Annotated in this window: 18 protein-coding genes; 8 read left to right on the top strand and 10 right to left on the bottom strand. The window is 74.0% G+C overall.

What is annotated here, in order from left to right; all coding sequences use genetic code 11:
* Nucleotides 1–58: 58 nt before the first annotated feature.
* Entirely contained in the window at nt 59–649 is a 591-nt protein-coding gene (locus OG937_06790; protein WUD71419.1) for a TIGR03086 family metal-binding protein, read from the top strand.
* On the opposite strand, the gene OG937_06785 is transcribed toward OG937_06790, so the two are convergent.
* Complete coding sequence (locus tag OG937_06785) at nt 612–1,475, bottom strand: methyltransferase domain-containing protein (protein WUD71418.1); 864 nt, start codon at nt 1,473–1,475, stop codon at nt 612–614. The genes OG937_06790 and OG937_06785 overlap by 38 nt on opposite strands.
* A 328-nt stretch (nt 1,476–1,803) precedes the next feature.
* On the opposite strand from OG937_06785, the gene OG937_06780 reads away from it, so the two are divergent.
* Nucleotides 1,804–2,256, top strand: a complete 453-nt coding sequence (locus tag OG937_06780) for a lamin tail domain-containing protein (GenBank protein WUD71417.1) — start codon at nt 1,804–1,806, stop codon at nt 2,254–2,256.
* Nucleotides 2,257–2,446: 190 nt separating this feature from the next.
* Here OG937_06780 and OG937_06775 read toward each other — a convergent pair whose 3' ends face one another.
* Nucleotides 2,447–6,739, bottom strand: a complete 4,293-nt coding sequence (locus tag OG937_06775; GenBank protein ID WUD71416.1) for a discoidin domain-containing protein — start codon at nt 6,737–6,739, stop codon at nt 2,447–2,449.
* Between the two features lie 241 nt (nt 6,740–6,980).
* Nucleotides 6,981–8,039 carry an AI-2E family transporter gene (locus OG937_06770; GenBank protein ID WUD78650.1) on the bottom strand — a complete coding sequence of 353 codons (1,059 nt, stop codon included), beginning with the start codon at nt 8,037–8,039 and terminating at the stop codon, nt 6,981–6,983.
* A gap of 251 nt (nt 8,040–8,290) precedes the next feature.
* On the opposite strand from OG937_06770, the gene OG937_06765 reads away from it, so the two are divergent.
* A complete protein-coding gene (locus OG937_06765) occupies nt 8,291–9,073 on the top strand; it encodes a glucosamine-6-phosphate deaminase (protein WUD71415.1) in 783 nt (260 codons plus the stop codon).
* 10 nt (nt 9,074–9,083) lie between these two features.
* Here the strand turns inward: OG937_06765 and OG937_06760 are convergent, their stop codons facing one another.
* Nucleotides 9,084–10,244, bottom strand: coding sequence for a TDT family transporter (locus tag OG937_06760; protein WUD71414.1), 1,161 nt, complete (start codon nt 10,242–10,244; stop codon nt 9,084–9,086).
* A 70-nt stretch (nt 10,245–10,314) separates the two neighbouring features.
* Here OG937_06760 and OG937_06755 point away from each other — a divergent pair, with 70 nt between their 5' ends.
* Complete coding sequence (locus OG937_06755; GenBank protein ID WUD71413.1) at nt 10,315–11,340, top strand: LysR family transcriptional regulator; 1,026 nt, start codon at nt 10,315–10,317, stop codon at nt 11,338–11,340.
* Here the strand turns inward: OG937_06755 and OG937_06750 are convergent.
* Nucleotides 11,225–12,286 (bottom strand): NAD(+)/NADH kinase, encoded by a 1,062-nt coding sequence (locus OG937_06750; protein WUD71412.1) that lies wholly within the window; start codon nt 12,284–12,286, stop codon nt 11,225–11,227. The genes OG937_06755 and OG937_06750 overlap by 116 nt on opposite strands.
* A gap of 156 nt (nt 12,287–12,442) precedes the next feature.
* On the opposite strand from OG937_06750, the gene OG937_06745 reads away from it, so the two are divergent.
* On the top strand, nt 12,443–12,952 hold the full coding sequence (locus OG937_06745) for a cupin domain-containing protein (GenBank protein ID WUD71411.1): 510 nt from the start codon (nt 12,443–12,445) through the stop codon (nt 12,950–12,952).
* 268 nt (nt 12,953–13,220) lie between these two features.
* Here OG937_06745 and OG937_06740 read toward each other — a convergent pair whose 3' ends face one another.
* Both OG937_06740 and OG937_06735 read right to left on the bottom strand, forming a co-directional pair.
* Complete coding sequence (locus OG937_06740) at nt 13,221–15,662, bottom strand: SpoIIE family protein phosphatase (GenBank protein ID WUD71410.1); 2,442 nt, start codon at nt 15,660–15,662, stop codon at nt 13,221–13,223.
* Between the two features lie 153 nt (nt 15,663–15,815).
* Nucleotides 15,816–17,894 carry a SpoIIE family protein phosphatase gene (locus OG937_06735; GenBank protein ID WUD71409.1) on the bottom strand — a complete coding sequence of 693 codons (2,079 nt, stop codon included), beginning with the start codon at nt 17,892–17,894 and terminating at the stop codon, nt 15,816–15,818.
* 187 nt (nt 17,895–18,081) lie between these two features.
* On the opposite strand from OG937_06735, the gene OG937_06730 reads away from it, so the two are divergent.
* Nucleotides 18,082–19,446: a hypothetical protein gene (locus OG937_06730; GenBank protein WUD71408.1), complete on the top strand. Its 1,365-nt coding sequence runs from the start codon at nt 18,082–18,084 to the stop codon at nt 19,444–19,446.
* A 307-nt stretch (nt 19,447–19,753) separates the two neighbouring features.
* Here the strand turns inward: OG937_06730 and OG937_06725 are convergent, their stop codons facing one another.
* The gene (locus OG937_06725) at nt 19,754–20,035 is read right to left on the bottom strand and encodes a helix-turn-helix domain-containing protein (protein WUD71407.1); all 282 of its coding nucleotides are present in this window, start codon (nt 20,033–20,035) and stop codon (nt 19,754–19,756) included.
* A 66-nt stretch (nt 20,036–20,101) separates the two neighbouring features.
* On the opposite strand from OG937_06725, the gene map reads away from it, so the two are divergent.
* The gene (gene map / locus OG937_06720) at nt 20,102–20,869 is read left to right on the top strand and encodes a type I methionyl aminopeptidase (protein WUD71406.1); all 768 of its coding nucleotides are present in this window, start codon (nt 20,102–20,104) and stop codon (nt 20,867–20,869) included.
* On the opposite strand, the gene OG937_06715 is transcribed toward map, so the two are convergent.
* The gene (locus tag OG937_06715; GenBank protein ID WUD71405.1) at nt 20,856–21,770 is read right to left on the bottom strand and encodes a MerR family transcriptional regulator; all 915 of its coding nucleotides are present in this window, start codon (nt 21,768–21,770) and stop codon (nt 20,856–20,858) included. The genes map and OG937_06715 overlap by 14 nt on opposite strands.
* Before the next feature lie 96 nt (nt 21,771–21,866).
* On the opposite strand from OG937_06715, the gene OG937_06710 reads away from it, so the two are divergent.
* Nucleotides 21,867–23,375: a dienelactone hydrolase family protein gene (locus tag OG937_06710; protein ID WUD71404.1), complete on the top strand. Its 1,509-nt coding sequence runs from the start codon at nt 21,867–21,869 to the stop codon at nt 23,373–23,375.
* Nucleotides 23,376–23,378: 3 nt separating this feature from the next.
* On the opposite strand, the gene OG937_06705 is transcribed toward OG937_06710, so the two are convergent.
* A complete protein-coding gene (locus OG937_06705; GenBank protein WUD71403.1) occupies nt 23,379–23,873 on the bottom strand; it encodes a universal stress protein in 495 nt (164 codons plus the stop codon).
* Nucleotides 23,874–23,916 lie beyond the last annotated feature (43 nt).

The raw sequence follows: 23,916 nt of genomic DNA, 5'->3' as shown, positions 1-23,916 counted from the left end.
GTTCCCGGCGCCGCACCGGTCCTCACCGGTGACGACAACCGACCCCCGGGGGAACCCCATGACGCATCATCCCGACCTCCACCCGGCCGCCCGGGACGTGAGCGCACTGCTGGAGCGGATCGGCGACAAGCACCTCGACGCGCCCACGCCGTGTCCCGACTACACCGTGGCGCACCTCATCGGGCACATCGCCGGGCTCTGTGCGGCCTTCCGCGACGCCGCCCGCAAGGACTTCGGCCCCACCACGGACGGCGACCCCGGCGCGGCGGTCCCCGAGCTCCCGCCCGCCTGGCGCGACCTGCTGCCCGTCCTGCTGACGGAGGTGTCCGACGCCTGGAGGGACCCCGGGGCCTGGGAGGGCGAGACGAGGGCCGGCGGCATCACCCTGCCCGCGGACGCCGCGGGCCGTTTCGCCCTGAACGAGCTGCTGGTCCACGGCTGGGACCTGGCCCGCGCGACGGGGCTCGACCACCGCCCCGACAAGTCCGCCGTGGAGGCCGCGATCGCCCTGCTCACCGGCTTCGGGACGGCCTCCGGCGACCGCTCGGGGCCCTTCGGCCGGCCGGTACCGGTCCCGGACTCCGCGCCGGCGCTGGACCGGCTGGTCGGACTCACCGGCCGGGATCCGGACTGGAGCCCGCCGCGCTGAGCGGCCGGCGACCCCAGGCGGAGACCATGGGCGCCGTCGCCAGGTCGAGCGTGCCGGTGGCGACGTTCGCCAGATGGCGGTCGACCTCCTCGTCGGTGGCCAGCCCGGCCGCCACGAGCCCGTCCCTGATGTGCCGCACCGTGGCCGCCTCCAGGACCGCGCACGCCGGTGACGTGATCGGGAAGTACGCGTCGGCCCCGACCTCCTCGAGACCGGCCTGCCGCAGCAGCCGCGGCAGCGTCCGCCCGTAGGCCAGGTCGGCGCCGCGCCCGGCCATCAGCGTGCGGAAGCCGGAGCGCAGGCGGTTGGCGAGCCGCTGCTCGGGTCCGGACTCGTCCGGGCAGAGCAGCGGCTGCAGCCCGGGATCGGCGTCCTCCAGCAGCAGCAGGCCGCCCGGGCGGAGCGCGCCGGTCATGCGCCGCAGCGCCTCCGCCCGGTCGGTGACGTGCACCAGCACCAGCCGGGCGTGGACGAGGTCGAACCCGCCCGGCGGCGCGGGGTCGGCGGCGACGTCGTGCCGCAGCACCTCGACCACACCGCCCGCGGCGTCCCGGGTCCACGACACGTCGATGTCGGTGGCGACCACGGCACCGCCGGGGCCGACCCGTGCGGCCAGTCCGAGGGGCACCGAGGCGCCGCCGGCACCCACCTCCCAGCAGCGCATCCCCGCCCCGATGCCGAGCGCGTCGACGTGCCGGAACGTCACGGGGTCGAAGAGCTCGGCGAAGGCGTCGAAACGTGTCCCCGCCTCGGCCCGGCGGTTGTCCAGCAGGTAGCCGTGGTCGTGTCCCGGGCCGCCCCCGTGGTCCGTGTCGCGTGTCGTCATGGCGCGATTCTCCGTTACGGAGGCCTTCCTCCGGCTGCCGGGGTTCGCCCGGCGATCATGGCACTCGTGTGGGTGACACGGAAAAGCCCGGGCGACGGTGCCCGCCGGGTGGGTGCATCGCGCAGGTAGTCGATATTTCAGTCGAGATTGACAGATGTCGCTTACAGCTAACAGTTACGGATATGTCCGCATTCTGTAACGCGAAGCGATTGTTCCGGTTGTGCGCGTCGCCGCTGGGTCAGAGTTGGGTCATCGGCAACCGCCGAAGCATCCGCACCGCGGGAACGGCCCGAAAGGACCGGGACCGCACCTTTGTTGAGGGGGCATCATGTCTGCTCGTATCACCCGTCGCGTCATCGCCACCGTCCTCGCCTCCGGAGCGGTCGTGGCCGCCGCCGCCCTGCCGGCCGGCGCTGCGGAGAGCCGCGACCACGGCTGGTCCCGGGTGGTGATCGGTGACGTCAACACCCGTGACGGCCACGGCCACGGCCGCGGTGGCCGCGGCGGTGACGAATGGATCGAAGTGGTGAACACGGGCCGCGGCTCGGTCAACCTGCGCGGCTGGAGCCTGTCGGACCGGGACGGCAACCGCTACCGCTTCAACAACGTGTGGCTCGCCGGGCACTCGAAGGTGCGCGTCCACACCGGCTTCGGCCGCGACGGCCGGCGCGACGTCTTCCAGGACCGCCGCAACTCCGTCTGGGACCGCCGCGACGTCGCGACCCTGCGCAACGACCACCGCCAGGTCGTGGACGTCAAGTCCTGGGGCGGCCGCCGCTGACCGGCACCCGATCCGGGCCGTGCCGCCGCATCCCCGTGGCCGGCACGGCCCACCCCGTCACCCCTTCACGGCGTGCCGCGGCGGAATCCCGCCGCGGCACGCCGCCGTGTTGCGCGAGGGCGGCGACGACGGAGCGCCGTGGTCCCGGCCGGAGAACCGGCCGGGACCACGGCGCTCGCGCGTCCCTCCGCTACGGGTTGGTGTTGATGGTGAACGTGGACGTCGTGTTCTTGATGTTCTGGTAGTTGTCGCTCATCGTGAGGTTGTTGAAGGTGACGGAGCCGACCGCGGGACCCTGTCCCGCCTCCGGCATCTCGTTGGCCCACAGGCCGAAGCCCGACTTGGCGTCGTAGGCGTCACCACTGCGGTGGGCGCCGGTGATGGACACGTTGGTGAGGACCGTGTCCTTGATCGGGTTCTGCGGCTGACCGCCCACGTAGTTCGTCTGGAACATGATCCCGCTGTAGGTCGGGTCCACGATGTCCACGTCGCTGATGCGGATGCCCTGGAAGACCTTCGAGGCGGAGAAGAGCCAGATGCCCGGGAAGGTCTGGCTGCCCCAGAAGTGCCCGCCGCAGCGGACGATGGAGATGTTCTGGAGGTTGGTCGGGTCGGTCCCGAAGCCGTTCATCGGGTAGCCGAAGTCCAGGGAGCTGATCGTGACGCCCGAGTAGACCAGCGTGTCCGCGACGAGGATGTTGCGGAAGGTGTTGGCGTAGCCGCCGTAGACGGCGATGCCCGCGGCGCGCCAGGTCAGCAGGGACGTCAGGTTCTCGTAGAGGTTGTTCTTCTCGTCCGCCCCGCCGGCGTCGATCGCCGAGAAGAGGGCGAAGCTGTCGTCACCGGTGGCACGGGCCTCGATGTTGTCGAGGTGGTTGTCCGTGCTGCCGTTGGTCATGTTGACGCCGTCGGCGAAGGTGTCGCGGATCCGGGAGTTCGTGATGGTGACGTTGTCGGTGTTGGCGCCCCAGTAGAGGCAGACCGTGTGCTCGTTCCAGACGTTGTCGATGGTGATGTTGGCGACGCCTGCGAAGTCGAAGACCTTGCCGGGACCGTCGATCCGCGAGGTGTAGTTGCCGAAGAAGGAGAAGCCCGAGAAGGTCGAGCCGTTGGCGGTGGAGTCGGCGCGGAAGCCCGCGTCGGTGTTGGACTGGCTCGTCGGCGTGTGGAAGCGGGTGTACCAGGGGCCCGCACCGATGATCTTGACAGACTTGCCGTAGACCTGGAACTTGCTGCCCGTCTCGTAGTCGCCCGGCGGCAGGTAGACGCCCTTCAGGGTGCCCGTGGTGTCCATCCGGGCCTTGTCCAGGGCGTTCTGCACGTCCTGGTGGGTGAACCCGGTCGGCGCGGTGTAGGCCGCGGGGTCGGGGTTGGCGATCGGGGCGACCTGCTCGGTGTTGACGAAGTCGATCGCGTACTGGCTGCCGTTGGCGGCGTCCTTCTGCAGCTTGATCTTCGCCCCGGCCTGCACGGTCGTGCCGAGCATCAGGTTGGCCTCGTCGTAGATGTGGCGGGGATTGCCGTCACCGGGGTTGTTGCCGGGGGCGGTCTCGCTGCCGTACAGCCACGCGTACTTGGAGGTGAGGTCGATGGCCTTGAGGAAGCTGCCGTTGACGTAGACGTTCAGGGTGGAGTTGATCCCGCCGCCGCCCGCGGCGTCGGGGATGGAGTAGCGGACGACCAGGGTGTTGGTGCTGGCCCTGGTGGTGAACTCCACCGAGCTGCCGGTGCTGTTCAGCGTGACGGCCTTGCGGCCGGACGCCTCACCGGCCGGGTCGCCGACGGTGCGGTTGGGGCCGACCACGGCGGCGCTCCCGCCGAGGACCCCGTCCTCCGCCTCGTACATGTCGTACGGCATGTTGGCGCCGCGACCGACGAAGAGCGACTGGGTGCTGGTGTTGTTCTGCTGCTTGACCGCCAGTTCGTTCGCGTCGGGCGCGATGACGGTCCTGACGGTGTACTTGCCGTTGGCGGCGGTCCAGGTGCCCAGCGAGACGGGGCTCGTGGTGGCGCCCGCCGCGATGGCGCCGCTGTAGGAGCCGGTCAGCGTCTTGACGACGGAGCCGGAGGTGGTGTCGGTGACCGTGAGGGTGATGCCGTGGGAGCCGCCGGCCGAGGCGACCGTGCCCTGGTTCTTGATCGCCACCGAGAAGGTGACGGTGTTGCCCTTGGCCGGGTTGCCGGGGGACCAGCCGGTGGGCGAGGCGATCAGGTCGGAGCTGTCGACCGGCCTGACGACCAGCGGGGTCGGGCTGTCGTAGGTGTTGTTGGTGTCGTTCTGCTCGATGACGTCCCCGGACTCGTCGACCTTGGCGCTCAGCGGGTAGCTGCCCGCGTCCCGCACGCCGATGTTCGCCGTCACCGTGGTCGAGGCGCCCGCGGCCAGCGCGCCGACCGCGGCGGTGCCGACCTTGGTGGTGCCCAGGTAGAAGGTGACGTTCGTGGCGCCCGAGGCGAGCTCGCCGATGTTGCGCACGGTCGCGGACAGGCTCACCGAGTCGGTCTCGACCGGTGCGCCGGGGGAGACGGACATGCCGGTGACGGTCAGGTCCGGGTTCGGCGCCGGGGTGCCGATCACCTGGAACTCCGCCACCTGGCCCGCGGCCGCGCCGCTGTTGGCGGTGAACTGCAGCCGTACCTCGGCGACCCGGGCGCTGACCGGGATGGTCACCGTGTTCCCGGAGGACGGGTTGAAGGTGTAGTCGGCGGCCGCCTTGAGGCTGGTGAAGCCGCTCGCGCCCTGCTCCCGGCCGAGCACCTGGACGGTCTGGGTGCGGGTGCCCCAGGCGCTGTCGGGGTTGAGCTTGAGCACCAGCGAGGTGACGTCGGCGTTCGCCCCGAGGGAGACGGTCAGCGTGTTCGGGTAGCTGCCGCCGGCGCCCTCCCAGTAGGTGGTGACGCTGTTGTCGTTGGCGTTGGCCGCGACGAAGTTCTGGGTGCTGGACGATGCCGTGATCGGCTTGCCCACGGCCATGTTGGAGCCGGTGCCGCCCGAGCCGTTGCGGGTGACCGTGGCGCTGGCGACGCTGCGGTTGCCCGCCGCGTCCTTGGCCTTCACGTAGTAGGAGACGGTCGCGGTGTCGGGCTGGCTGTCGGTGTACGTGAGCGTGGCGCCCGACACCGTGGTGCGCAGGACCTCGTTGGCGTACACCTCGTAGCCGGTGACGCCGGCGTTGTCGCCGGAGGCGGTCCAGGTCAGCTTGATCTGGCCGGAGCCGGGCTGGGTGAGGGTGAGGTTGCCGGGCTGGCTGGGCGCCTGCGTGTCGCCGCCGGAGCCCGTCCGGGTGACGGTGTTGCTGTTGCCGGAGACGTTGCCGGCCGCGTCCTTGGCGCGCACGAAGTAGCTGACGGTGGCGCTGTCGGGCTGGTTGTCGGTGAAGGTGAGCGTGCCGCCGGAGACGCTGGTGCGCAGCTCGCCGTTGGCGTAGACGTCGTAGCCGGTGACGCCGACGTTGTCACCGGCGGCGTTCCAGGTCAGCCGGATCTGACCGGAGCCGGGCTCGGTGTAGGCCAGGCCGGTGGGCGCGTTCGGCGCGGTGGTGTCACCGGTGGCGGGGCCGTAGACCTCCAGCTCCGACAGCTGCGCGGCGGCCCAGCCGGTGTTGCCCGTGACGTTGACGCGCAGGTAGCGGGTGGTCGTGCTGCTCAGGCTGATCGTGACGGTGTTGTTGTCGCCCGGGTTGAAGGTGTAGTCGCGGGACGCCACCAGGTCGCTGAAGGACGAGCCGTTGGTGCTGCCGCGCAGGGACAGCGTCTGCGTCCGTGCCTCCCACGAGGGCGGCAGCTTCAGCACCACCTTGGTGACCGCGACGGAGGACCCGAGGTCGGCCTGGATCCACTGCGGGAACGCGTTGTTGGCGCTCTCCCAGTAGGTGGTCTGGTTGCCGTCGCCCGCGTTGGCGGCGACGTAGGGCGCGTTGCCGGTGCTCGCGGTCAGGGTGCGGCCCTGGGCGAGGTTGTCGGTGGAGACGGCGGAGCCGTGCACCTCGAGCTCGGAGACCTGGGCGGCGGGCCAGCCGGTGTTGGCGGTGATGTTCAGCCGTACGAACCGGGTGGTGGTGGCCGCGAAGTCGATGGTCACCGTGTTGCCGGAACCGGGGCCGAAGTTCCGCCCGGCCGAGCCGGACAGCGTGGAGAAGGTGGAGCCGTCGGGGCTGCCCTGGACCGCGAAGGTCTCGGTCCTGGCCTCCCAGGCGGCGGGGAGTTTGACGACGACCTGGTCGATGCTGGTGCTGCTGCCCAGGTCGACCTGGACCCACTGCGGGAAGGAGCTGCCCGTGCTCTGCCAGTAGGTGTTCTGGTTGCCGTCGGTGATGTTGGCGACCCCGTACTCGGCGTGGGAACTGCTCGCGGTGGCCGGCGCCCCCGCGGCGAGGTTGGGGCCGCCGGCGGCCGCGGCGGGCAGCGCTGACTGGCCGAGCAGCACCAGGCCCGCCGCGATCACCCCCGCCAGCAGCCGTCGGATGAACCGTTTCCTTGGCATGTCGTCCCTGTGCCTCTCGTCAGAGTTGTTGGTGCCATGACATGTCACTGCGGTACGGCTGCCACGCAGAGAAAATTGCATTGATTGCTTTGGTAATTGCGCGGCCCGAGCCGATAGTTGCAGAGGTGTTTCCGGGCGTCTATGCCCTCGACCAGGCTTTCATCTCACCTGGCATGGGCTTGCGCTGGAGTGTCGTACAGCCGACAGGGCGTTGCGGAAGCACCGCAAAAACTTGCGCGTCCTATTCCGTGGTGCGCAGCGCCTGGTACATCGACCAGAGGACCGAGACGAGCGGGACCGCCACCACCGCTCCGATGACCCCGGCGGCGATGGCGCCGCCGATGACGGTGAGCGCGACGACCACCGGATGCAGGCGCACCGCCCAGCTCATCACGATCGGATGCAGCACGTGGCCCTCGATCTGGCCGATGACGACGATCAGGCAGACGACGACCGCCGCCACGACGGGTCCGTTCGCGGCCAGCGCCACCACGGCGGCGACCGCCAGGGCGATGGGCGAGCCGATCAGCGGCACGAAGGCGGCGAAGAACTCCAGCAGCGCCAGCGGCAGCGCGAGCGGCACCCCCAGCAGGAACAGGGCGACCCCCACCAGGATCGCGTTGGTCGCCGCCACCAGCACGATCCCGTGCGTGTAGCCGGTGAACGTGCGCCATGCCGCACGGCCGGCCACGGACACCCGGCCGCGCACCGTCCGCGGCAGCTGCCCGCAGAACCAGGACCACTGCCGGTCCCCCGAGTGGAGGAAGAACACCGAGCAGAACAGCGCCAGCGCGAAGACCGTCAGCACCTCCACCAGGCGCCCGGCGCCGCTCAGTGCGGTGCTGATCAGGGTCGACCGGTGGGTGGACAGCCACTGCCCGACCTTCGACTGGAGGTCGTCGAGCGCCTCGGGGTCGAGCCGGAACGGCGGGGCCTCCAGCCAGCGCTCGATCCGTGCCAGCCCCGCGCCGAACTCGCGCTGCAGCCCGGCCGTCTCGCCGGCGACCACCTCGCCGACCATGGCCAGGATGCCGAACACGACCAGGATGCTGCCGATCAGCGAGATGGCGACGGCCAGCGAACGCGGGATCACGCGGGCGAGCAGATCGGCCAGCGGTCGCAGCATCGCGGTGCCGACCAGCCCGAGGAAGACGGCCACCGCGATCTCATGGAACCGTCCCAGGGTGGCGAACGCGGCGTAGACGACCGCCCCGACGACGAGCAGCCGCCAGGAGTAGGCGGCGGCCGTGTTCAGCGCGGGGAACACCCGGACGCCGGGCCGCCTGGCGGGCCCGCGCACCTCCCGGCGCCCCACGCGGATGCGGATCCGCCGTCCTCGGGACACCGTCCGCACCTCCCCGTCGAGCCCGCCGTGCGCCCGCGTCCTGCGCGCCTGTCCCTGCTTGCTACCACCGGCGGGGTCCCGGCCAACGCGGCGCAAGCCGCATTCGCCCGAAGGCACCCCCGGGCCGGCGGTGGATCCCCGGGGTGCCTGACTGCTAAATTGGTCTAAACCAGTTAGGTCTCCCTCACCAGATCGGCGGAACCGAAGTGGAAGTCGTCATCGTTCCGGACGCCACCGCGGGCGGCGAACTCATCGCGGGTGCCATCGCGGACCTGCTGCGCCGCAAGCCCGACGCGCTGCTCGGCGTCGCCACCGGTTCGACCCCGCTGCCGGTCTACCGGGCCCTCGCCGGCCTGGCCGGCGAGGGCCGCGCCGAGGTGTCGCGCGCCCGGATCTGCCAGCTGGACGAGTACGTCGGACTGCCCGCCGGGCACCCGGAGTCCTACCGCTCCGTGGTGCTGCGCGAGGTCGTCGAGCCCCTCGGCCTCGCCCAGGAGTCGTTCATGGGACCCGACGGCACCGCCGAGGACATCGTCGAGGCGTGCGCGGCGTACGAGCGCACGCTGGCGGCGGCCGGCGGGGTCGACCTGCAGCTGCTCGGCATCGGTACCGACGGCCACATCGGCTTCAACGAGCCGTGCTCCTCGCTGGCCTCCCGGACCCGGATCAAGACGCTGACCGAGCAGACCCGCAAGGACAACGCGCGCTTCTTCGACCGCCCCGAGGACGTGCCGCACCACGTCATCACCCAGGGCATCGGCACCATCCTGGAAGCCCGGCACCTCGTGCTGCTGGCCACGGGCGAGGCGAAGGCCGAGGCGGTCGCCCTGGCCGTCGAGGGCCCGCTGGCGGCGGTCGTCCCCGCCTCCGCGCTCCAGCTGCACCCGCACGCCACCGTCGTCGTCGACGAGGCGGCCGCGTCCAAGCTGAAGCTGGCCGACTACTTCCGGGCCACCTACGCGGCGAAGCCGTCCTGGCAGGGTCTGTGATCCCCTTCGTTCAGGCGCGGGGCGCCGCCGGGGCGGGCGGCAGGAACAGCGTGCCGCGCGCCCCGGCGCGGACGGTCCGCACCGCGACGAGCGCCCACGCCGCCACCAGGCCCGCGTACAGGACCAGCGCCGCCCCCTGGAACGCCGTCGAGTGCAGCCGCAGCGCCAGCGCGCTCGTCCCGGTCACGCACGTGCCCAGCGGGAAGGTGAAGCTCCACCAGGTCAGGGTGAACGGCAGTCCGCGCCGCGCGGTGCGCAGGGTGAGCGCCGCCGCCAGGGCCAGCCACATCATGGCGAACCCCCAGGTGGGCACGCCGTAGAGGTAGCCGAAGACCTCGGCCCCGGTGGCGTAGGGGCGGGGCAGGGCGGTGGGCGCCGCGTGCCCCAGGAGATTGGCCGCCGTGACGGACTGCCCCAGCGGGCCGAGCACGATCCACAGGGTCGGCACCATGGCCGCCGGGCCCGTCTTGTGGCGCACCAGCCGGCCCCAGATCTGCGGGATGATCACCAGGCTCGCGATCAGGCTCATCCCGAACATCGCGTAGCACGCCAGCAGCAGCGTCAGCCGCGCCTGCCCGGCGGGGAGGTGCGGGACGAGGGCGGCCCCGGTGGCGGCGGACACCATCGGCGGGACGACCGGCATCAGCCAGCCGCCGAACGCCGAGTCGTCGGCCACGCGGTGCTCGGTCATCGCGCGGTAGGGGATCCACACCCAGGTCACCAGGCCCAGCAGGGTGCCCGCCGACCAGAGCACCGCGTCCACCGCCAGGGCCGCGTGCGGCCCGATCCAGTCCGAGCCCAGCGCCAGCGTGCCCGCGCCCACGGTCAGCAGCGCCATCGCCGGGGCACCCCAGAAGTGCGCCATCACCGGATGGCCGGCGTGCGCCCGCGCGCGGTCGCGGTACCGGGTCCAGTGCACCGCCCAGCCCGCGGAGAGCGCCACTAGCCAGGCGGCCGCCAGCGCCCACACGACCGTGGCGGCCGTCCGCAGTCCCGGTACGTGCGCCGGGAGCCCGGCCGCCGCCGTGGCGACGATGCCGGTGCCCATCACCGAGGCGAACCAGTTGGGGCCGAGGTCGCGGAAGAGCTGGGAGGGGTGGTCCAGCTCCCGCAGCAGCCCGGTGCGCGGGTGGGCGCCGGGCCGGGAGGGAAGAGCGAGCGTCGAAGGCATGTCCGTAGCGTCGCCCCGGCCGGGCACGACCGGTAGGGAGCACTTCCGGATGGGCTCATAGACTGGGCTTATGCCCCTGCCCGAGCGCGTGAGCGACCTGGCGGCGTACGACCTGCTGCTGTCGGTCGCGAGCCTCGGCAGCGTCGGCGCCGCCGCGCGGGCCCACGGCGTCAGCCAGCCGGCCGCGAGCTCCCGCCTCCGCCACCTCGAACGCCGGCTCGGTCTGCAGCTGCTGGAACGGTCACCGCGCGGTTCGCGGCTCACCGAGCACGGCGCGCTGGTCGCGGACTGGGCGCGCACCGCCGTCGACGCCGCCGCCTCGCTGGACGCCGGGGTCACCTCGCTGCGCGGCACCGCGGAGAGCCGGCTGCGGGTGGCGGCGAGCATGACGGTCGCCGAGTACCTCCTGCCGCAGTGGCTGCTGATCCTGCGGGCGGGCGCCCCGCGCACCACGGTCGCGCTGACCGCGGGCAACTCCGAGGACGTGGCCGCGGCCGTCCTGGCCGGCGAGGTGCACCTCGGTTTCGTCGAGGGCCCGGACGTCCCGCGCGGGCTGGTCGCCCAGCCGGTCGCGCACGACGAGCTGACCGTTGTCGTCGCCCCCTCCCACCGCTGGGCGCGCCGCCGGTCCGGCATCGGCGCCGCCGAACTCGCCGCGACACCCCTGGTCAGCCGTGAACGCGGCTCCGGCACCCGCCGCTACCTCGAGCACGCCCTGGCCGAGGGGACGGGGCTCGCGCTCACCGATCCGCTCCTCGAACTCCCCTCCACCACCGCCATCAAGACAGCCGTCGCCGACGGCCTCGCCCCGGCCGTCCTCAGCTCCCTCGCCCTCACCGCGGAACTCGCGAGCGGCAGCGTCGTCGCCGTCCCCGTGGCTGGACTCGACCTGACGCGGACGCTGCGCGTGGTGCGCGCCCACGGGCGCGACCTGACCGGGCCGGCGCGGGAGCTGGCAGGGATCGCCCGGCAGGGCGCGGTCAGTGCCCGTCAAGGGGTGGGAAGCGCAGATTCCGCAGGTCGGGCGGGACGGGGGACTTCGGCCGGTACAGCGGCGGGACCTCCCCGTCGGCGGCCGCGGCCGGGGCGTCACTGAGCCGGAAGCGGTCGCGCACGCGCCCGTAGAAGTCGGTCGGGCCCAGCCGGATCAACCGCAGCCGGTGCCGGGCCTTGTACACCCCGACCCAGTCACCCGGATCGAGGACGCCCCTCAGCTGGCCGTCGATGCTGACCGCGACCCGGCCGGAGCGGGTCAGCACGCGGACCCCCAGGACCTCGTCGGGGGCCGCCACCAGGGTCCGGTCGAAGGCCATGTGCGGCGCGACGGGGGTGAACACGATCGCGTCCATGTGCGGGGAGACCACCGGGCCCCCTGCGGCGAAGCTGTACGCGGTGGAACCCGTCGGGGTGGCCACGACGACCGCGTCCGCGGAGTAGGACGCGAACAGACGGCCCGCCAGGTACACCGCGAGACTGGCCTGCCGGTCCCGGGCGAGCTTCTCGAAGACCACGTCGTTGACGGCGTTGACGGCCATCGGCACGCCCCAGCCGACGTCCTCGGGGTCGCCGGGCCGCACCCGTGGCGGCGGCAGCGCGGGGCCGCGCCCGTACCGCAGCAGGGACTCGATGCCCTCGGGGATCTCCAGCGGCCGGGACGCCCGCAGCGTGAGCGTCATGCGGTCCTCGACGGTCGCCCGGCCCTCGTGCACGCAGTCGAGCGCCCGCTCCACGTCCTCGGTGCACACCTCGGTGAGGAAGCCGACCCGCCCCAGGTCCACGCCGAGCACGGCCGCCCCGCACGCGGCGGCCACCCGCGCGCCGCGCAGGAAGGTGCCGTCGCCGCCGAGGGTCACGATCAGGTCCGGGTAGCCGGCCGTGGCCGCCTCCTCCTGACCGCTGTGCCGGGGCCGGTCCTTGCGCCACACGTCGATCTCCACCGCGGGGACCCCGTGCCGCGCGCACCAGCGGTCGACCGCCGCGGCGGCCTCGCTCGCGTCCTCGCGCGCACCGTGCACGACCATCCCGATCCGGCCCACTGGCATCACGGCCTCCCCGGTGGCGTCCGCTCCGGCGTCATGCCCCCATGGTCCGCCTCCCCGGAGCGCCCGTCGCGTCGGGGCACCGCCGCATCGCCGCCGTGCGGCGGCACCCTGGGCGGAGTACGGTTCCGCTGTTCCACAGCTGCAGGGAGGACGAACGTGGAGACCAAGCCCGAGCCGGGTGTCCTCGCCCAGGTGGCGGATCTGATCGGCCGTACGCCCGTCGGGCAGCGCGGAGCGCTGTGGCGGCTCGGCGCGGACCGCCGCCAGCTCGACGCCAACGTCATCCGCCTTCCGGCGGGCACCGAGGTCCGGCCGCACGTCGAGGCCGACCTGGACGTCCTGCTGTACGTCGTCGCCGGCGGCGGGCACCTTTCGGGCGACGACGGCGGACGCCAGACGACCCTGGCGCCCGGCGCCCTCGCCTGGCTGCCCCGCGGCACCTGCCGCGCGCTGTACGCCGGCGCCGTGGGACTGACCTACCTCACGGTGCACGCCCGCCGCCCCGGCCTCACCATCGCCGGCCCCGCTCCCGCTCCCGCCCCCGCGCCGGAAGCGGGCGAAGCGGCCTGCCTGCTGCACCGCGTCTGCGCGGACTGCGGCCGCCTGGCCGGCGAGAGCGACGCCCTGTACTGCTCCCGCTGCGGCACCGCACTGCCGCCCCGCTGAGCCCCGCGCGGGGTGGCCCGGCGAGGGCGGTCGTCCGCTGCTGTTCGCCGCCGGTCGGCACGTGCCGTGCGGCCCATGATCCGGCCGCCGAGCGGGGCAGCAGGTCGCGTGAGGTCTGCTGCCGGACGCAGCCGGCTCCGAGCGGGGCGGGTCGTCGTACGTGCGGAGACCGGTGCACCGCCTTCGGGCCGTCAGCCACCGGGACGCCGTGCGGGACCAGCGTCGGTTGGGACGCCGGGCAGGTGCGGTGTCGACGTGCCGTACCCGCTCAGAAGGCGGCCTGCAGGGGCTGCTCGGCCCAGATCGTCTTGCCCTCGCGCGTGTAGCGGGCGCCCCAGCGTTCACTGAGCTGCGCGACCAGGAACAGCCCGCGCCCGCCCTCGTCCGTCGTCCGCGCCCTGCGCAGGTGCGGGGAGGTGCTGCTGGTGTCGGAGACCTCGCAGATGAGGTGGCTGTCGCGGATCAGCCGCAGCGTGATGGGCCCGCCCGCGTAGCGGTACGCGTTGGTGACCAGCTCGCTGACGATCAGTTCGGTCACGAAGGCCGCCTCCTGCAGTCCCCACGTGGCGAGCTGGGACTCCACCAGCGTGCGGGCCCGTCCGGCGGCGGTGGCGTCCGGCGGGAGGTCCCAGGTGGCGACCTGTTCCGGCGCGAGGACGCGGGTCCGGGCGACGAGGAGGGCCACGTCGTCGGCGGCCTCGGTGGAGCGGCGTGCCTTGAGGAGGGTGTCCTCGACGGCGCTGCAGGTCTCCTCCAGGGAGCCGGACGGCGCCGTGAGCGCCCCGCACAGCATCGCGAGGCTGTCGTCGAGGTCGCGGCAGCGGGTGCACAGCAGGCCGTCGGTGTAGAGCGCGAGGATGCTGCCCTCGGCCAGTTCGATCTCGGCGGTCTCGAAGGGGAGGCCGCCGAGGCCCAGCGGCGGGCCCGGGGGGATGTTGACCAGGCTCGCCCGTCCCTCCGGGGTGACGACCACGGGGGGCGGATGGCCGGCCCGGGCGAGCGAGCAGCGCCGGGAGACCGGGTCGTAGACGGCGTAGAGGCAGGTCGCGCCGACGACCGGTGGGGCGTTCTCGTCGCTCTCGCGCTGTTCCGAGGCGAGCCGGTCCACGAGGTCGTCGAGGTGCGACAGCACCTCGTCCGGGGTGGGGTCCAGGTGGGCCAGGGTGTGCACGGCGGTGCGCAGCCGGCCCATGGTGGCCGCCGCGTGCAGACCGCGGCCGACGACGTCGCCCACCACCAGGGCGATGCGGAGCCCCGAGAGCGGGATGACGTCGAACCAGTCGCCGCCGACCCCGGTGGCGGTGTTGGCGGGCAGGTAGCGGTGGGCCACCTCGGCGGCGGGGTGCCAGGGCACGTCCCCGGGGAGCAGGCTGTGCTGGAGGGTGAGGGCCGCCTGGTGCTGCTGGGTGTAACGGCGGGCGTTGTCGATGCTCAGGGCCGCGCGGGCGGCGAACTCCTCGGCGAGGGTGAGGTCGTCGGCCTCGAAGGGCTCGCGGCCGCGGGTCCGCCAGAGGCTGATCAGCCCGAGCACGAGCCCGCGGGCCAGCAGTGGCACCACCATCAGGGAGTGCGCGCCGACCTCGCGGGCGGCCCTGGCCCGCACGGGGTCGTCATCGAGCCAGGCGAGGGCCCGGCCCATGTCCGACTCGAAGACCGGGCGGCCCTCGCTCAGTGACCGCGCCTGCGTCGACCCCGGGGGGATGCGGATGGTGTGTCCCACCGGGTACATGATCTTCTGGGTGTCCGGGAAGACCGACTGGACCGCCGCGCGGCAGACCGTACGGAACGAGTCCTGGGCGGGCTCGTCACCCTGGGGCACGGCCTCCAGCAGGTCGACGGAGGCGCTGTCGGCCAGCCCGGGCACGGCCACCTCGGCCAGTTCGCGGGCGGTGCGGCCGACGTCCAGCGTGGTGCCGATCCGGGCCCCGGCCTCGCTGAGCAGGGCCAGCCTGCGGCGGGCCTGGTAGCGTGCTGTGACGTCCTCGACGGTCTGGGTCACCCCGAGGACGTGCCCGTTGTCGTCCTGCATCCGGAACGCCGAGACGGACACGTACAGTTCGCGCTGCGGGTCGCGGCGCAGCCGGCAGGGCAGCTCGGAGAAGATCGAGGACCGGCCCGTCTCGAGCACCCGCCGCAACTGGTGGTCCACGGCGTCGGCGTCCGGCCCGAAGAGGAAGTCCCCCGTGCGCAGGCCATGGTGCTTCTCCGCGGGGACCCCGCTGAACTTGGTGATCGCCCGGTTCACCCGCAGGAAGGTCAGGTCGGGGGCGTAGACCGCCAGCCCGATGGGGGAACGGCGGAACAACCCTTCCAGCACCCACCGGTCCGTCTCCCACCGGACGACCTCGGCGGCGGGTGCCGCGACCACGTACCACTCGCGGCGCCGGCCCTCCCGCGCGATGGCGCGGATCCGGCAGCCGACCTCAACCCGCCGTCCGTCCCGGTGCAGCACGGGCACGACACCGAACCAGCCGCCCGCCCGGACGCAGGCCGCGGTGGCGGTCAGGACCAGCTCCTGGTCGCCGGGGTGGAGCAGGAGTTCGGGAGCCGACCGGCCCAGGACGTCCTGGGCCCGGTGGCCGAGCAGCGTCTCGGCGCGGGTGCTCCACCCCACCACGGACGCGTGGTCGTCCAGCACCACCGAGGCCGCGGCGTGCACCGAGAACGGGTCCTCCGGTGACTCGCTGAACGTCTTGGCCGGGTTGTCCATCGCTATCACCGTCGCACGTGCGGGAGAAGCGGGCGAGCTGCGTCACCTGGGGTGGTTCTCCGCCGGGGCTCGGGAGGGACGCCCATGGGGGCGTGGTTCCAGTATCGGCCCGCACGGCCGGTCCCGCGTGGCCCGCAGGGCGCCGGCGCCCGCTCAGTGCGCAGGCTCATGGCCGGTGGCGGGGTGGAGCGGCCGGGCCAGCAGGATCGCCACGTCGTCCTGCGCGCCGTGGGGCAGGAGACGGGCGAGGACGCGGTCGCAGACCCGGGAGAGCGGCTCGCCGGGATCGCGCAGGGCGCGGGCGAGTTGGCGCATGCCCTGGTCGAGGTTGCGGTCGCGGGCCTCGATCAGGCCGTCGGTGTAGAGGACCAGCACGCCGCCCGGCGGCAGGAGCACCCGTTCGGTCTGGAAGTCCCGGCGGCCCACGCCGAGGGGTGTTCCGCTCGGGCCGTCCAGGAAGGCGACCTCGTTCCCGGCCCCGGCCACCGCCGGCGGCGGGTGCCCGGCGCGGGCGACCAGGCAGCTGCCGTCGGCCGGGTCGTGGACGGCGTAGACGCAGGTCGCCATCTCGTTCTCGCCGACGTCGGCGACGGCCGCGTCCAGTGAGCGGAGCAGCTCGGCCGGGGGGATGTCGTGGCGGGCCAGGGTGCGCACCGTCGTCCGCAGCTGCCCCATGACGGCCGCCGCGTGCACCCCGTGGCCCATGACGTCCCCGATGACCAGGGCGGTCCTGTCGCCGGGCAGCGCGATGACGTCGAACCAGTCGCCGCCCACCTCGTGGTCGCTCGCCGGCAGGTACCGCCCGGCCAGTTCCAGCCCGGGCACCGTGGGCAGCGCGGTGTTGGCGAGGCTGCGCTGCAGGGTGAGGGCGGCGCGGCGCTGGGCGGAGTACATCCGCGCGTTGTCGATGCCGAGCGCCGCGCGGGCGGCGAGTTCGTCGATGAGCAGGTTGTCCTGGTCGTCGAAGGGCTCGCGCCTGCGGGAGCGGGTGACCATCACGATGCCCAGCACCGTGCCGCGCGCCACCAGCGGGACCATGCGGGCGGAGCCGAGGGTGCGCAGGTAGCCCCGCAGCCGCTCGTACTCCGGGCCGGGCACCAGCCGGGGTATGTCGGCCCTGGTGAGCGGCATCGGCCGTCCCTCCACCATGACCTGCTCGTACGCGGACGCGCGGGGGACCTGGTGCGTCATGCCGACGGCCAGGTCCTCGGCGGGCGCCGCCGGATCGGCGAAGGAGACGGCGAGCCGGCGCACCATGCCGTGGGCGGAGGCGGCGGCCTCGTCCGGGTCGAGGACCTCCTCCAGCAGATGCACGTCGGCGGAGTCCGCCACCCGGGGCACGAGCACCTGCACCACCTCCTCCGCGGTCTGCCGCAGGTCGAGCGTGGTGCCGATGCGGGTGCCGGCCTCGGCGAGCAGGGCGAGCCGCTGCCGTCCGCGGGTGGCCTGGAGCTGGGCCCGCTCCTCGCGGCTGATGTCGATCAGGGTGGCGATCACGCCCAAGCGGCGGCCGCCGCCGCCGAGGAGCGGGGAGAAGGAGCACGACCACACCCGCTCGTTGAGGGGGTCGGCGCCCGTGCGTCCGAGACCCCGGAAGTCCACCACCGGCTCGCCGCGGGCGAGCACCTGGCGCATCACGGTCTCGAGCGCCATGGTGTTGAGCCCGGGGACGACCTCGCTCACGCGCCTGCCGATGTGCTGGGCGGCGGGGACCCCGTTCATACGGGCCAGCGCCTCGTTGACCCGTACGTAGCGCAGGTCCGGGCCGAGCATGGCCAGACCGATGGGGGACTGCGTGAACAGGCCCTCCAGCGCCGCCAGCGAGTCCCGCATGCGCAGCACCGCGGAGGTCTCGGCGGCGATGCCCATCAGCCCGGTGCGCCCCTGCGGGTCGGCGGTGGGGCAGATCCACATCTCCATCGTCACCAAGTGACCGTCGCGGTGGCGTACGGGGAGCGTGCCCACGACCGCCTCGCCCGACAGCACCCTGCGCGTCAGCTCGTCGGCCAGCTCCCAGTTCGCCACGGGGACCAGCAGAGGTGTGGCGCTGCGGCCGAGCACCTCCTGCGCGGTGTGCCCGAAGAGTTCCTGCGCGGCCAGCGACCACTGGGAGATCCGCCCCTCGGAGTCGATCCGCCACATCGCGAGGGGCAGCAGGTCACGGAACACCCCTGCCTGCCCCACCGCCGTCTGGGGCTGACCGACATCCTTCGCCGACTGCTGTATGTCCACCGCGACGACCCATCCCCGGGAACGAGGCGTTCTCATCCGGTCGAGCACCGCCGGTCACGTAAACCGGCCAATGCCGCTTATTGTCGGGCAATTCTGACAAAACAGCCTAATGGAGAAGCCGGGCGCCGCCCCGGTGAGCCGGCTCCCGCAGCGCCGCGCCCACCCGATCTGGGTTAGCGTCGTACCCATGGGGACCGTCCGGCGGATCCTCCGCCTCGTGCCGGTACTCGCCGTGATCCTCGGCGTGCTCTGCCTCGTCGCCGCGACGGGCTCCGGGGCGCGCGCCGCGGGCGGGCTCGACACGGCCGCGGCGGCCCTGCGCGACGGCGGCCCCGTGTACGTCGATCCCCGGGCGCGCGACGTGCTGTCGCCGGGCGAGGCGGACACCCTCGCCGGGCGCATCGAGAAGGCCGACCGGCCGGTCTTCGTCGCCGTCCTCCCGGACACCGCGGAGTTCCCCGCCGCCACGCTGCTGAAGGACCTGCGCACCAAGGTCGGCATCACCGGTGTGTACGCCGTCGCCCTCGGCGACCGCTTCGACGCCGGGGCGGACCCCGCCGTGATGCCGCACAACGCCGTCGAGAACCTGGCCGGGGCCGTACGGCGCTCCGACCCCGGCGACCCCGCGGCGATGGTCACCGGCTTCGTGGACCAGGCACTCCCGCAGGCGCGCGGCCACGCCCCGGCGTCCTGGGGCGACGACTCCGTCGGTGTCGGCTCGGGCAGCGGCGGCGCCGGGCTCCTCGTCGCGCTCGGCGTCCTGGTCGTCGCCGGGGGCGGCGGTGCCGTCCTGCTGTCGCGACGCGCCAAGCGGCGCCGCGTGGAGCAGGACAGGGCCCGGCTCGACGAGCTGCGCCCGGTGGTGGACGAGGACATCACCGCCTTCGGCGAGGAGCTGAGCCGGATCGGCTTCGACCCGGGCGGCGCGACGGCCGACGACGCCATGCGCGAGGACTACACACGCGCCCTGGACGCCTACGACACCGCGAAGGGCGCGATGGACCGGGCACAATCCGCAGGCGACGTGCAGCCGGTCAGCAGCGCCCTGGAGGAGGGGCGCTTCGCGCTGGCCACCCTGGAGGCGCGCATCGAGGGCAGGCCGCTGCCCGAGCGCCGCCCGCCGTGCTTCTTCGACCCCCGGCACGGCCCCTCGGTCCAGGACGTGCCGTGGACCCCCGAGGGCGGCGGGGTCGAGCGGACCGTTCCGGTGTGCGCGGCCGACGCCGCCCGGCTCGCGGACGGCCTGGAGCCCATGGCCCGCCAGGTCGGCACGCCTCGCGGCCCCCGCCCGTACTGGGAGGCGGGTCCGGCCTACGCCCCCTGGGCCCAGGGCTACTTCGGCGGCGGGATGCTGCCCGGGATCCTCGTCGGGACGCTGCTCGGTAGTTCCCTCGGCGGGCCCGGCCCGTACGCGTACGGCGACTACGGCGGTGCCGCGCCGGACCAGCAGGGCGGCGACTACTCGGGCGCCGACTTCGACTCCGGCGACTTCGGTGGGGGGTTCGGCGACGGTGGGGGTTTCGGTGACGGCGGGGGGTTCGGGGGCAGCTGAGTCCCGGTTGTTGTGTGCGGGTGCGTTGCGCCTGCGGCGGGCATCCCCCGCCCTCCCGCCCGATTGCCGGCGCGGTCAGTAAGGGCCTGCGCTCTGTTGGGTTGGGGTCGGGGCCGCGCCGGGGCACTCCCCCAGCCTTCGGCCGGGGGGACCCCCACAGCGCTCGCGGTTTACCCCTGCGTCGTTCGGCGCCGGGGTAGCCGCTCGTCTCCCCCAGCCTTCGGCCGGGGGAGGGAGGGCGGGGAAACCGCCAGCCGTAGGCGCGACGCACCCGCACGCCACCAACGGGGCACGGCCGCAACGCGGCCTACGCGGACAAGGCGGCGCCGCCGCCCGCCGCGTCGGGCTCGAGGGCGCAGGCCGAGGCGAGCTCGTCCAGGGAGATGTCCAGGGCCGCGGCGAGGGCGGCCACGGTGAAGAAGGCGGGGGTCGGGGCGCGGCCGGTCTCGATCTTGCGCAGGGTCTCGGCGGAGACGCCCGCCGCCGCCGCGACCTCGACCATGCTGCGGTCGCCGCGGGCGCGGCGCAGCAGCGTCCCGAAGTGCTCGCCGCGCTGCCGTTCCCAGGGGGTCAAAGGAGTTCGCACCATGCCCGTGATACTAATACCGGTATAAGAATTGGGTGCACCCAGGGAACGGAACGAGGAGCCACGGACATGGTGGAGATCAAGACGGATGCCGCGCTGGCGGCCATGCGGGAGGCCGGCCGCGTCGTGGCGCACGCGCTCGCCGCCGCCCGTGAGGCGGCGCGCGTCGGCGTGTCGCTGCGGGAACTGGACGAGGCGGCCCGGGCCGTCCTGGACGCGGCGGGCGCGCGGTCGCCGTTCCTCGGCTACCGGCCGTCGTTCGCCCCCACGCCCTTCCCCGCGGTGCTCTGCACCTCCGTCAACGACGCGCTCGTGCACGGCATCCCCACCGACTACCGGCTGCGGGACGGGGACCTGGTGAGCGTCGACTGCGGCGCCGAACTGGACGGCTGGACCGGCGACGCCGCGATCAGCTTCACCGTCGGCACGCCCCGCCCCGCGGACCTGCGGCTCATCGAGGCCACCCGGCGGGCGCTCGACGCCGGGATCGCCGCGGCCACCGTCGGCAACCGCATCGGCGACATCTCGCACGCCATCGGCACCGTCGCCCGCGAGGCCCGGTGCGGCATGCCCGCGGACTTCGGCGGCCACGGCATCGGCCGCCGGATGCACGAGGACCCCCATGTGCCCAACCAGGGGCGCCCAGGGCGTGGTTACCCGCTGCGGCACGGGCTGGCCCTCGCCATCGAGCCGATGCTGATGGCAGGGGGGCGCGGCGGCTACCGCACGGCCTCCGACGGCTGGACGCTGCACACCGAGGACGGCAGCCGGGCCGCCCACTTCGAGCACACCGTCGCCGTCACGGAGGAGGGCCCGCGCATCCTCACCGCGCCGTGACCTGGTCCTCCAACGCGGAGCGCAGCCAGGTGTGGGAGGCGCCCGGGGTCGGCTGCCCGGGACCCCTCAGCTCGCCCACGAGCTGCCAGTAGCGGTCGATGCGGGGCTCCAAGGCCAGCATGCCGCTCAGCCGGTGGCGGAAGCGGGGGGTGTCCCGCGCGCCGAACGACCGTGCGTGGGCGGTGACGAAGCAGTCGAGCGCCTCGCCCGCGCCCGGCGCGCGTCCGGCCAGGACGTCCGGCGCGGCCAGTTCGTAGGCCTCGTAGAGCCCCTCGTACAGGACGGCCGGACGGGGGCCCGCGTCGGGCCGGTGCGCCGCGAGCCGGCGCACGTCGCCGGGCGGGCAGGAGGCCGAGGTGAAGGCGTGCAGCCGGGCGAAGGTCAGCACCTGCGCCGGGCTCGGCTCGTCGGGCGGCTGCGGTACGGCGAGTTCGACGACCCGGGCCAGCACGGGGGCGGGCAGCCGTGCGGGCTGCAGCCAGCGGCGCCAGAAACGGGCCATCGGGTCCGTGTTCGGCGGTACGGGGACGGCTCCGACGAGCTCCAGCCGCTCGGCGCGTTCCCCGGCGGTGCAGTCCCGCAGCAGTCGCAGGGCGGCCTCCCGCCAGCGCAGGGCGGCCAGTTGGGAGCCGAGGGTCCGCAAGTGGCCCGCGACGACGTCCTCCAGGGCGTCCTCCCGCTCCAGGGCCCGCCCCACGTCCGGCACCGGCAGGTCCAGGGCGCGCAGGGAGCGGATCAGGCGCAGCCGGGTGAGCGCCTCCGGGGCGTAGCGGCGGTGGCCGCCCGCGCTGCGGCCGGACTCGGGCAGCAGTCCGCGGTCCGAGTAGAAACGGACGGTCTTGACGGAGACGCCGGCCCGCTCGGCGAGCTCCCCGATGCTCAACGTGCTGTCGGCTTCCACCGCTTGAACCTCCCTCAGGGGGAGCTCCTACCGTACCGGCGAGCGCGGACGGCCGGGACGGCCGCTCCGCGGACCACCGCGTGCGGGGAGGCACACATGACCGTGTTCGTACTCGTTCCCGAGGCCCACACGGGCGGCTGGGTGTGGGAGGACGTCGCCGGCCGGCTGCGCGAGGCGGGCGCCGGAGCCCACCCGGTGACCCTCACCGGCATGGCCGGCTCAGGCCGCCCGGCCGGGCCCGGCACCGTACTGGAGACCCATGCCGAGGACGTCCTGCGGGTCGTCGACTCCCTGGACGCGACGGACGTGGTGCTCGTCGGCCACGGCTACGGCATCCACCCGGTGGTCGCCGCCGCCGACCGGCGGCCCGGCCGCATCGCCCGCGTCGTCCATCTGGACGCGGGCATGCCCCGGGACGGCGACCCGCCGCTGGCGCTCGTGCCCGACCAGGAACTGCGCGCCCGGCTCTCGGCCCCGGCGGCCCCGGGCGACGACGAGTGGCGCGTCGCCCCGCCCGCGCCCTGGGCGTGGGAGCGCTGGGGCAGCACGGCCGGCGTGCCCGACGCGGCGCTGGCCCGGCTCGCCGCCGACGCCGCACCCCAGCCCGCCGGGACGCTCACCCGGCCGCTGCGCCTGTCGGGGGCGGCCGCCGCCCTGCCGACGACCGGTGTCCTGTGCACCGGCAACGGTTCGAGCATCGCCATGGTGGAGGGGCTGGTGGGCCTGGGGCACCCCGAATTCCAGGCGCTCACGGACCCCCGCGTCGGCTTCTTCGAACTCGCCACCGGCCACTGGCCGATGCTCTCCGCACCCGGCGAACTCGCCGGCGTCCTGCTGAAGGCCGCCGCCGGGGAGGGCCACCGGATCGCCGCGACGGAGGAACCACCGGCGCACCTGCGGCCGTTCCTCCTCGACGTGCCCGAACGGGCCCGCGAGCGCCGCGGACGGACCGACCTGTACCTCCCGGACGGCGGCGGCGGACCCCGCCCGGCCGTGGTCTTCGTGCACGGCGGCCCGGTGCCGCCCGGCGCGCGGCCCACCCCGCGCGACTGGCCGGCCTTCGTCGGGTACGGCCGCCTCGCGGCGGCTCTCGGAGCGGTCGGCGTGACCGTCGACCACCGGCTGCACGAACTCGGCGACTTCCCGCGCGCCGCCGGGGACCTCGCCGAGGCGGTGGAACGCGTCCGCGCCGATCCGCGGGTCGACGCCGACCGTGTCGCGCTGTGGTTCTTCTCCGCCGGCGGGCTGCTGTCCGCGGACTGGCTGGCGGCGCCCCCGCCGTGGCTGCGCTGCGTCGCGGCCACCTACCCCGTCCTCGCGCCGCTGCCCAACTGGGGCCTGGCCGCCTCCCGTTTCCGGCCCGCGGCCGCGCTGCACGGCGCGGGCACACCGCCGGTCGTCCTGACCCGGGTGGGGCGGGAGCGGCCGGAGATCGCGGTGACCGTCGAGGAGTTCCTCTCCGCGGCCAAGGACGCCGGGGTGGACGTGGAGGTCGTCGACGTCCCCGACGGCGCCCACGGCTTCGAGACGACCGACCACGGCGCGGAGGCGCGCGGCGCCGTGGAGCGTGCGATGCGCACCGTCCTCGGGCACCTGCGGGGCTGACGCTCAGACCCCGGCGGGCAGCCGGGACGGCGGTACGGCCAGCACCGGGCAGGCCGCGTGCGCGACGCAGTAGCGGGCGACCGAACCGCGCAGCGCACGCGGCAGCAGGCCGCGCGACCCCGTGCCGACGACCAGCAGGTCCTCGCTGCCCGCGGCCGCCTTCACCAGCACGTACCCGGCGGGCCCGCGCGCGGTCACGGCGCGGAAGTCCGGCATCCCGGGCAGGGCGCCGGCGCCGAAGGCCTCCTCCAGCGCGACGTTCAGGCGTTGCCGCGCTTCCTGCTCCCAGTCGAAGGGCCGCGGCGGAAGCGGCACCCGGCGGTACGTGAACTCCTCGGGGGGCGGCTCCCACGCCAGGACCGCCAGCAGTCCCGCGGACCGCGACCGGGCCTCCGCGACCGCCCGGTGCAGCGCGGCCAGACTGCCGGAGGAACCGCTCAGGCCGACGACCACCCGCCGGCCCGCGCCCGCTGTGCCCCCGTACGGCGACTCGATCACGGACTGCCTCATTTCTCGACGCACGACGAACGACCACGCGACC

It is taken from the genome of Streptomyces sp. NBC_00510, assembly GCA_036013505.1.
In the GTDB taxonomy this organism is placed as follows: domain Bacteria; phylum Actinomycetota; class Actinomycetes; order Streptomycetales; family Streptomycetaceae; genus Actinacidiphila.
Note: the sequence above shows the minus strand (reverse complement) of the source record. Positions and strands in the feature narration are given on the sequence as shown.

Coding starts and splice junctions, on each gene's coding strand:
- OG937_06740 (WUD71410.1), bottom strand. CDS start 15,662: ATGGACAACCCGGCCAAGACGTTCAGCGAGTCACCGGAGGACCCGTTC.
- OG937_06785 (WUD71418.1), bottom strand. CDS start 1,475: ATGACGACACGCGACACGGACCACGGGGGCGGCCCGGGACACGACCAC.
- OG937_06790 (WUD71419.1), top strand. CDS start 59: ATGACGCATCATCCCGACCTCCACCCGGCCGCCCGGGACGTGAGCGCA.
- OG937_06780 (WUD71417.1), top strand. CDS start 1,804: ATGTCTGCTCGTATCACCCGTCGCGTCATCGCCACCGTCCTCGCCTCC.
- OG937_06760 (WUD71414.1), bottom strand. CDS start 10,244: ATGCCTTCGACGCTCGCTCTTCCCTCCCGGCCCGGCGCCCACCCGCGC.
- OG937_06730 (WUD71408.1), top strand. CDS start 18,082: ATGGGGACCGTCCGGCGGATCCTCCGCCTCGTGCCGGTACTCGCCGTG.
- map (WUD71406.1), top strand. CDS start 20,102: ATGGTGGAGATCAAGACGGATGCCGCGCTGGCGGCCATGCGGGAGGCC.
- OG937_06750 (WUD71412.1), bottom strand. CDS start 12,286: ATGCCAGTGGGCCGGATCGGGATGGTCGTGCACGGTGCGCGCGAGGAC.
- OG937_06775 (WUD71416.1), bottom strand. CDS start 6,739: ATGCCAAGGAAACGGTTCATCCGACGGCTGCTGGCGGGGGTGATCGCG.
- OG937_06755 (WUD71413.1), top strand. CDS start 10,315: ATGCCCCTGCCCGAGCGCGTGAGCGACCTGGCGGCGTACGACCTGCTG.
- OG937_06725 (WUD71407.1), bottom strand. CDS start 20,035: ATGGTGCGAACTCCTTTGACCCCCTGGGAACGGCAGCGCGGCGAGCAC.
- OG937_06710 (WUD71404.1), top strand. CDS start 21,867: ATGACCGTGTTCGTACTCGTTCCCGAGGCCCACACGGGCGGCTGGGTG.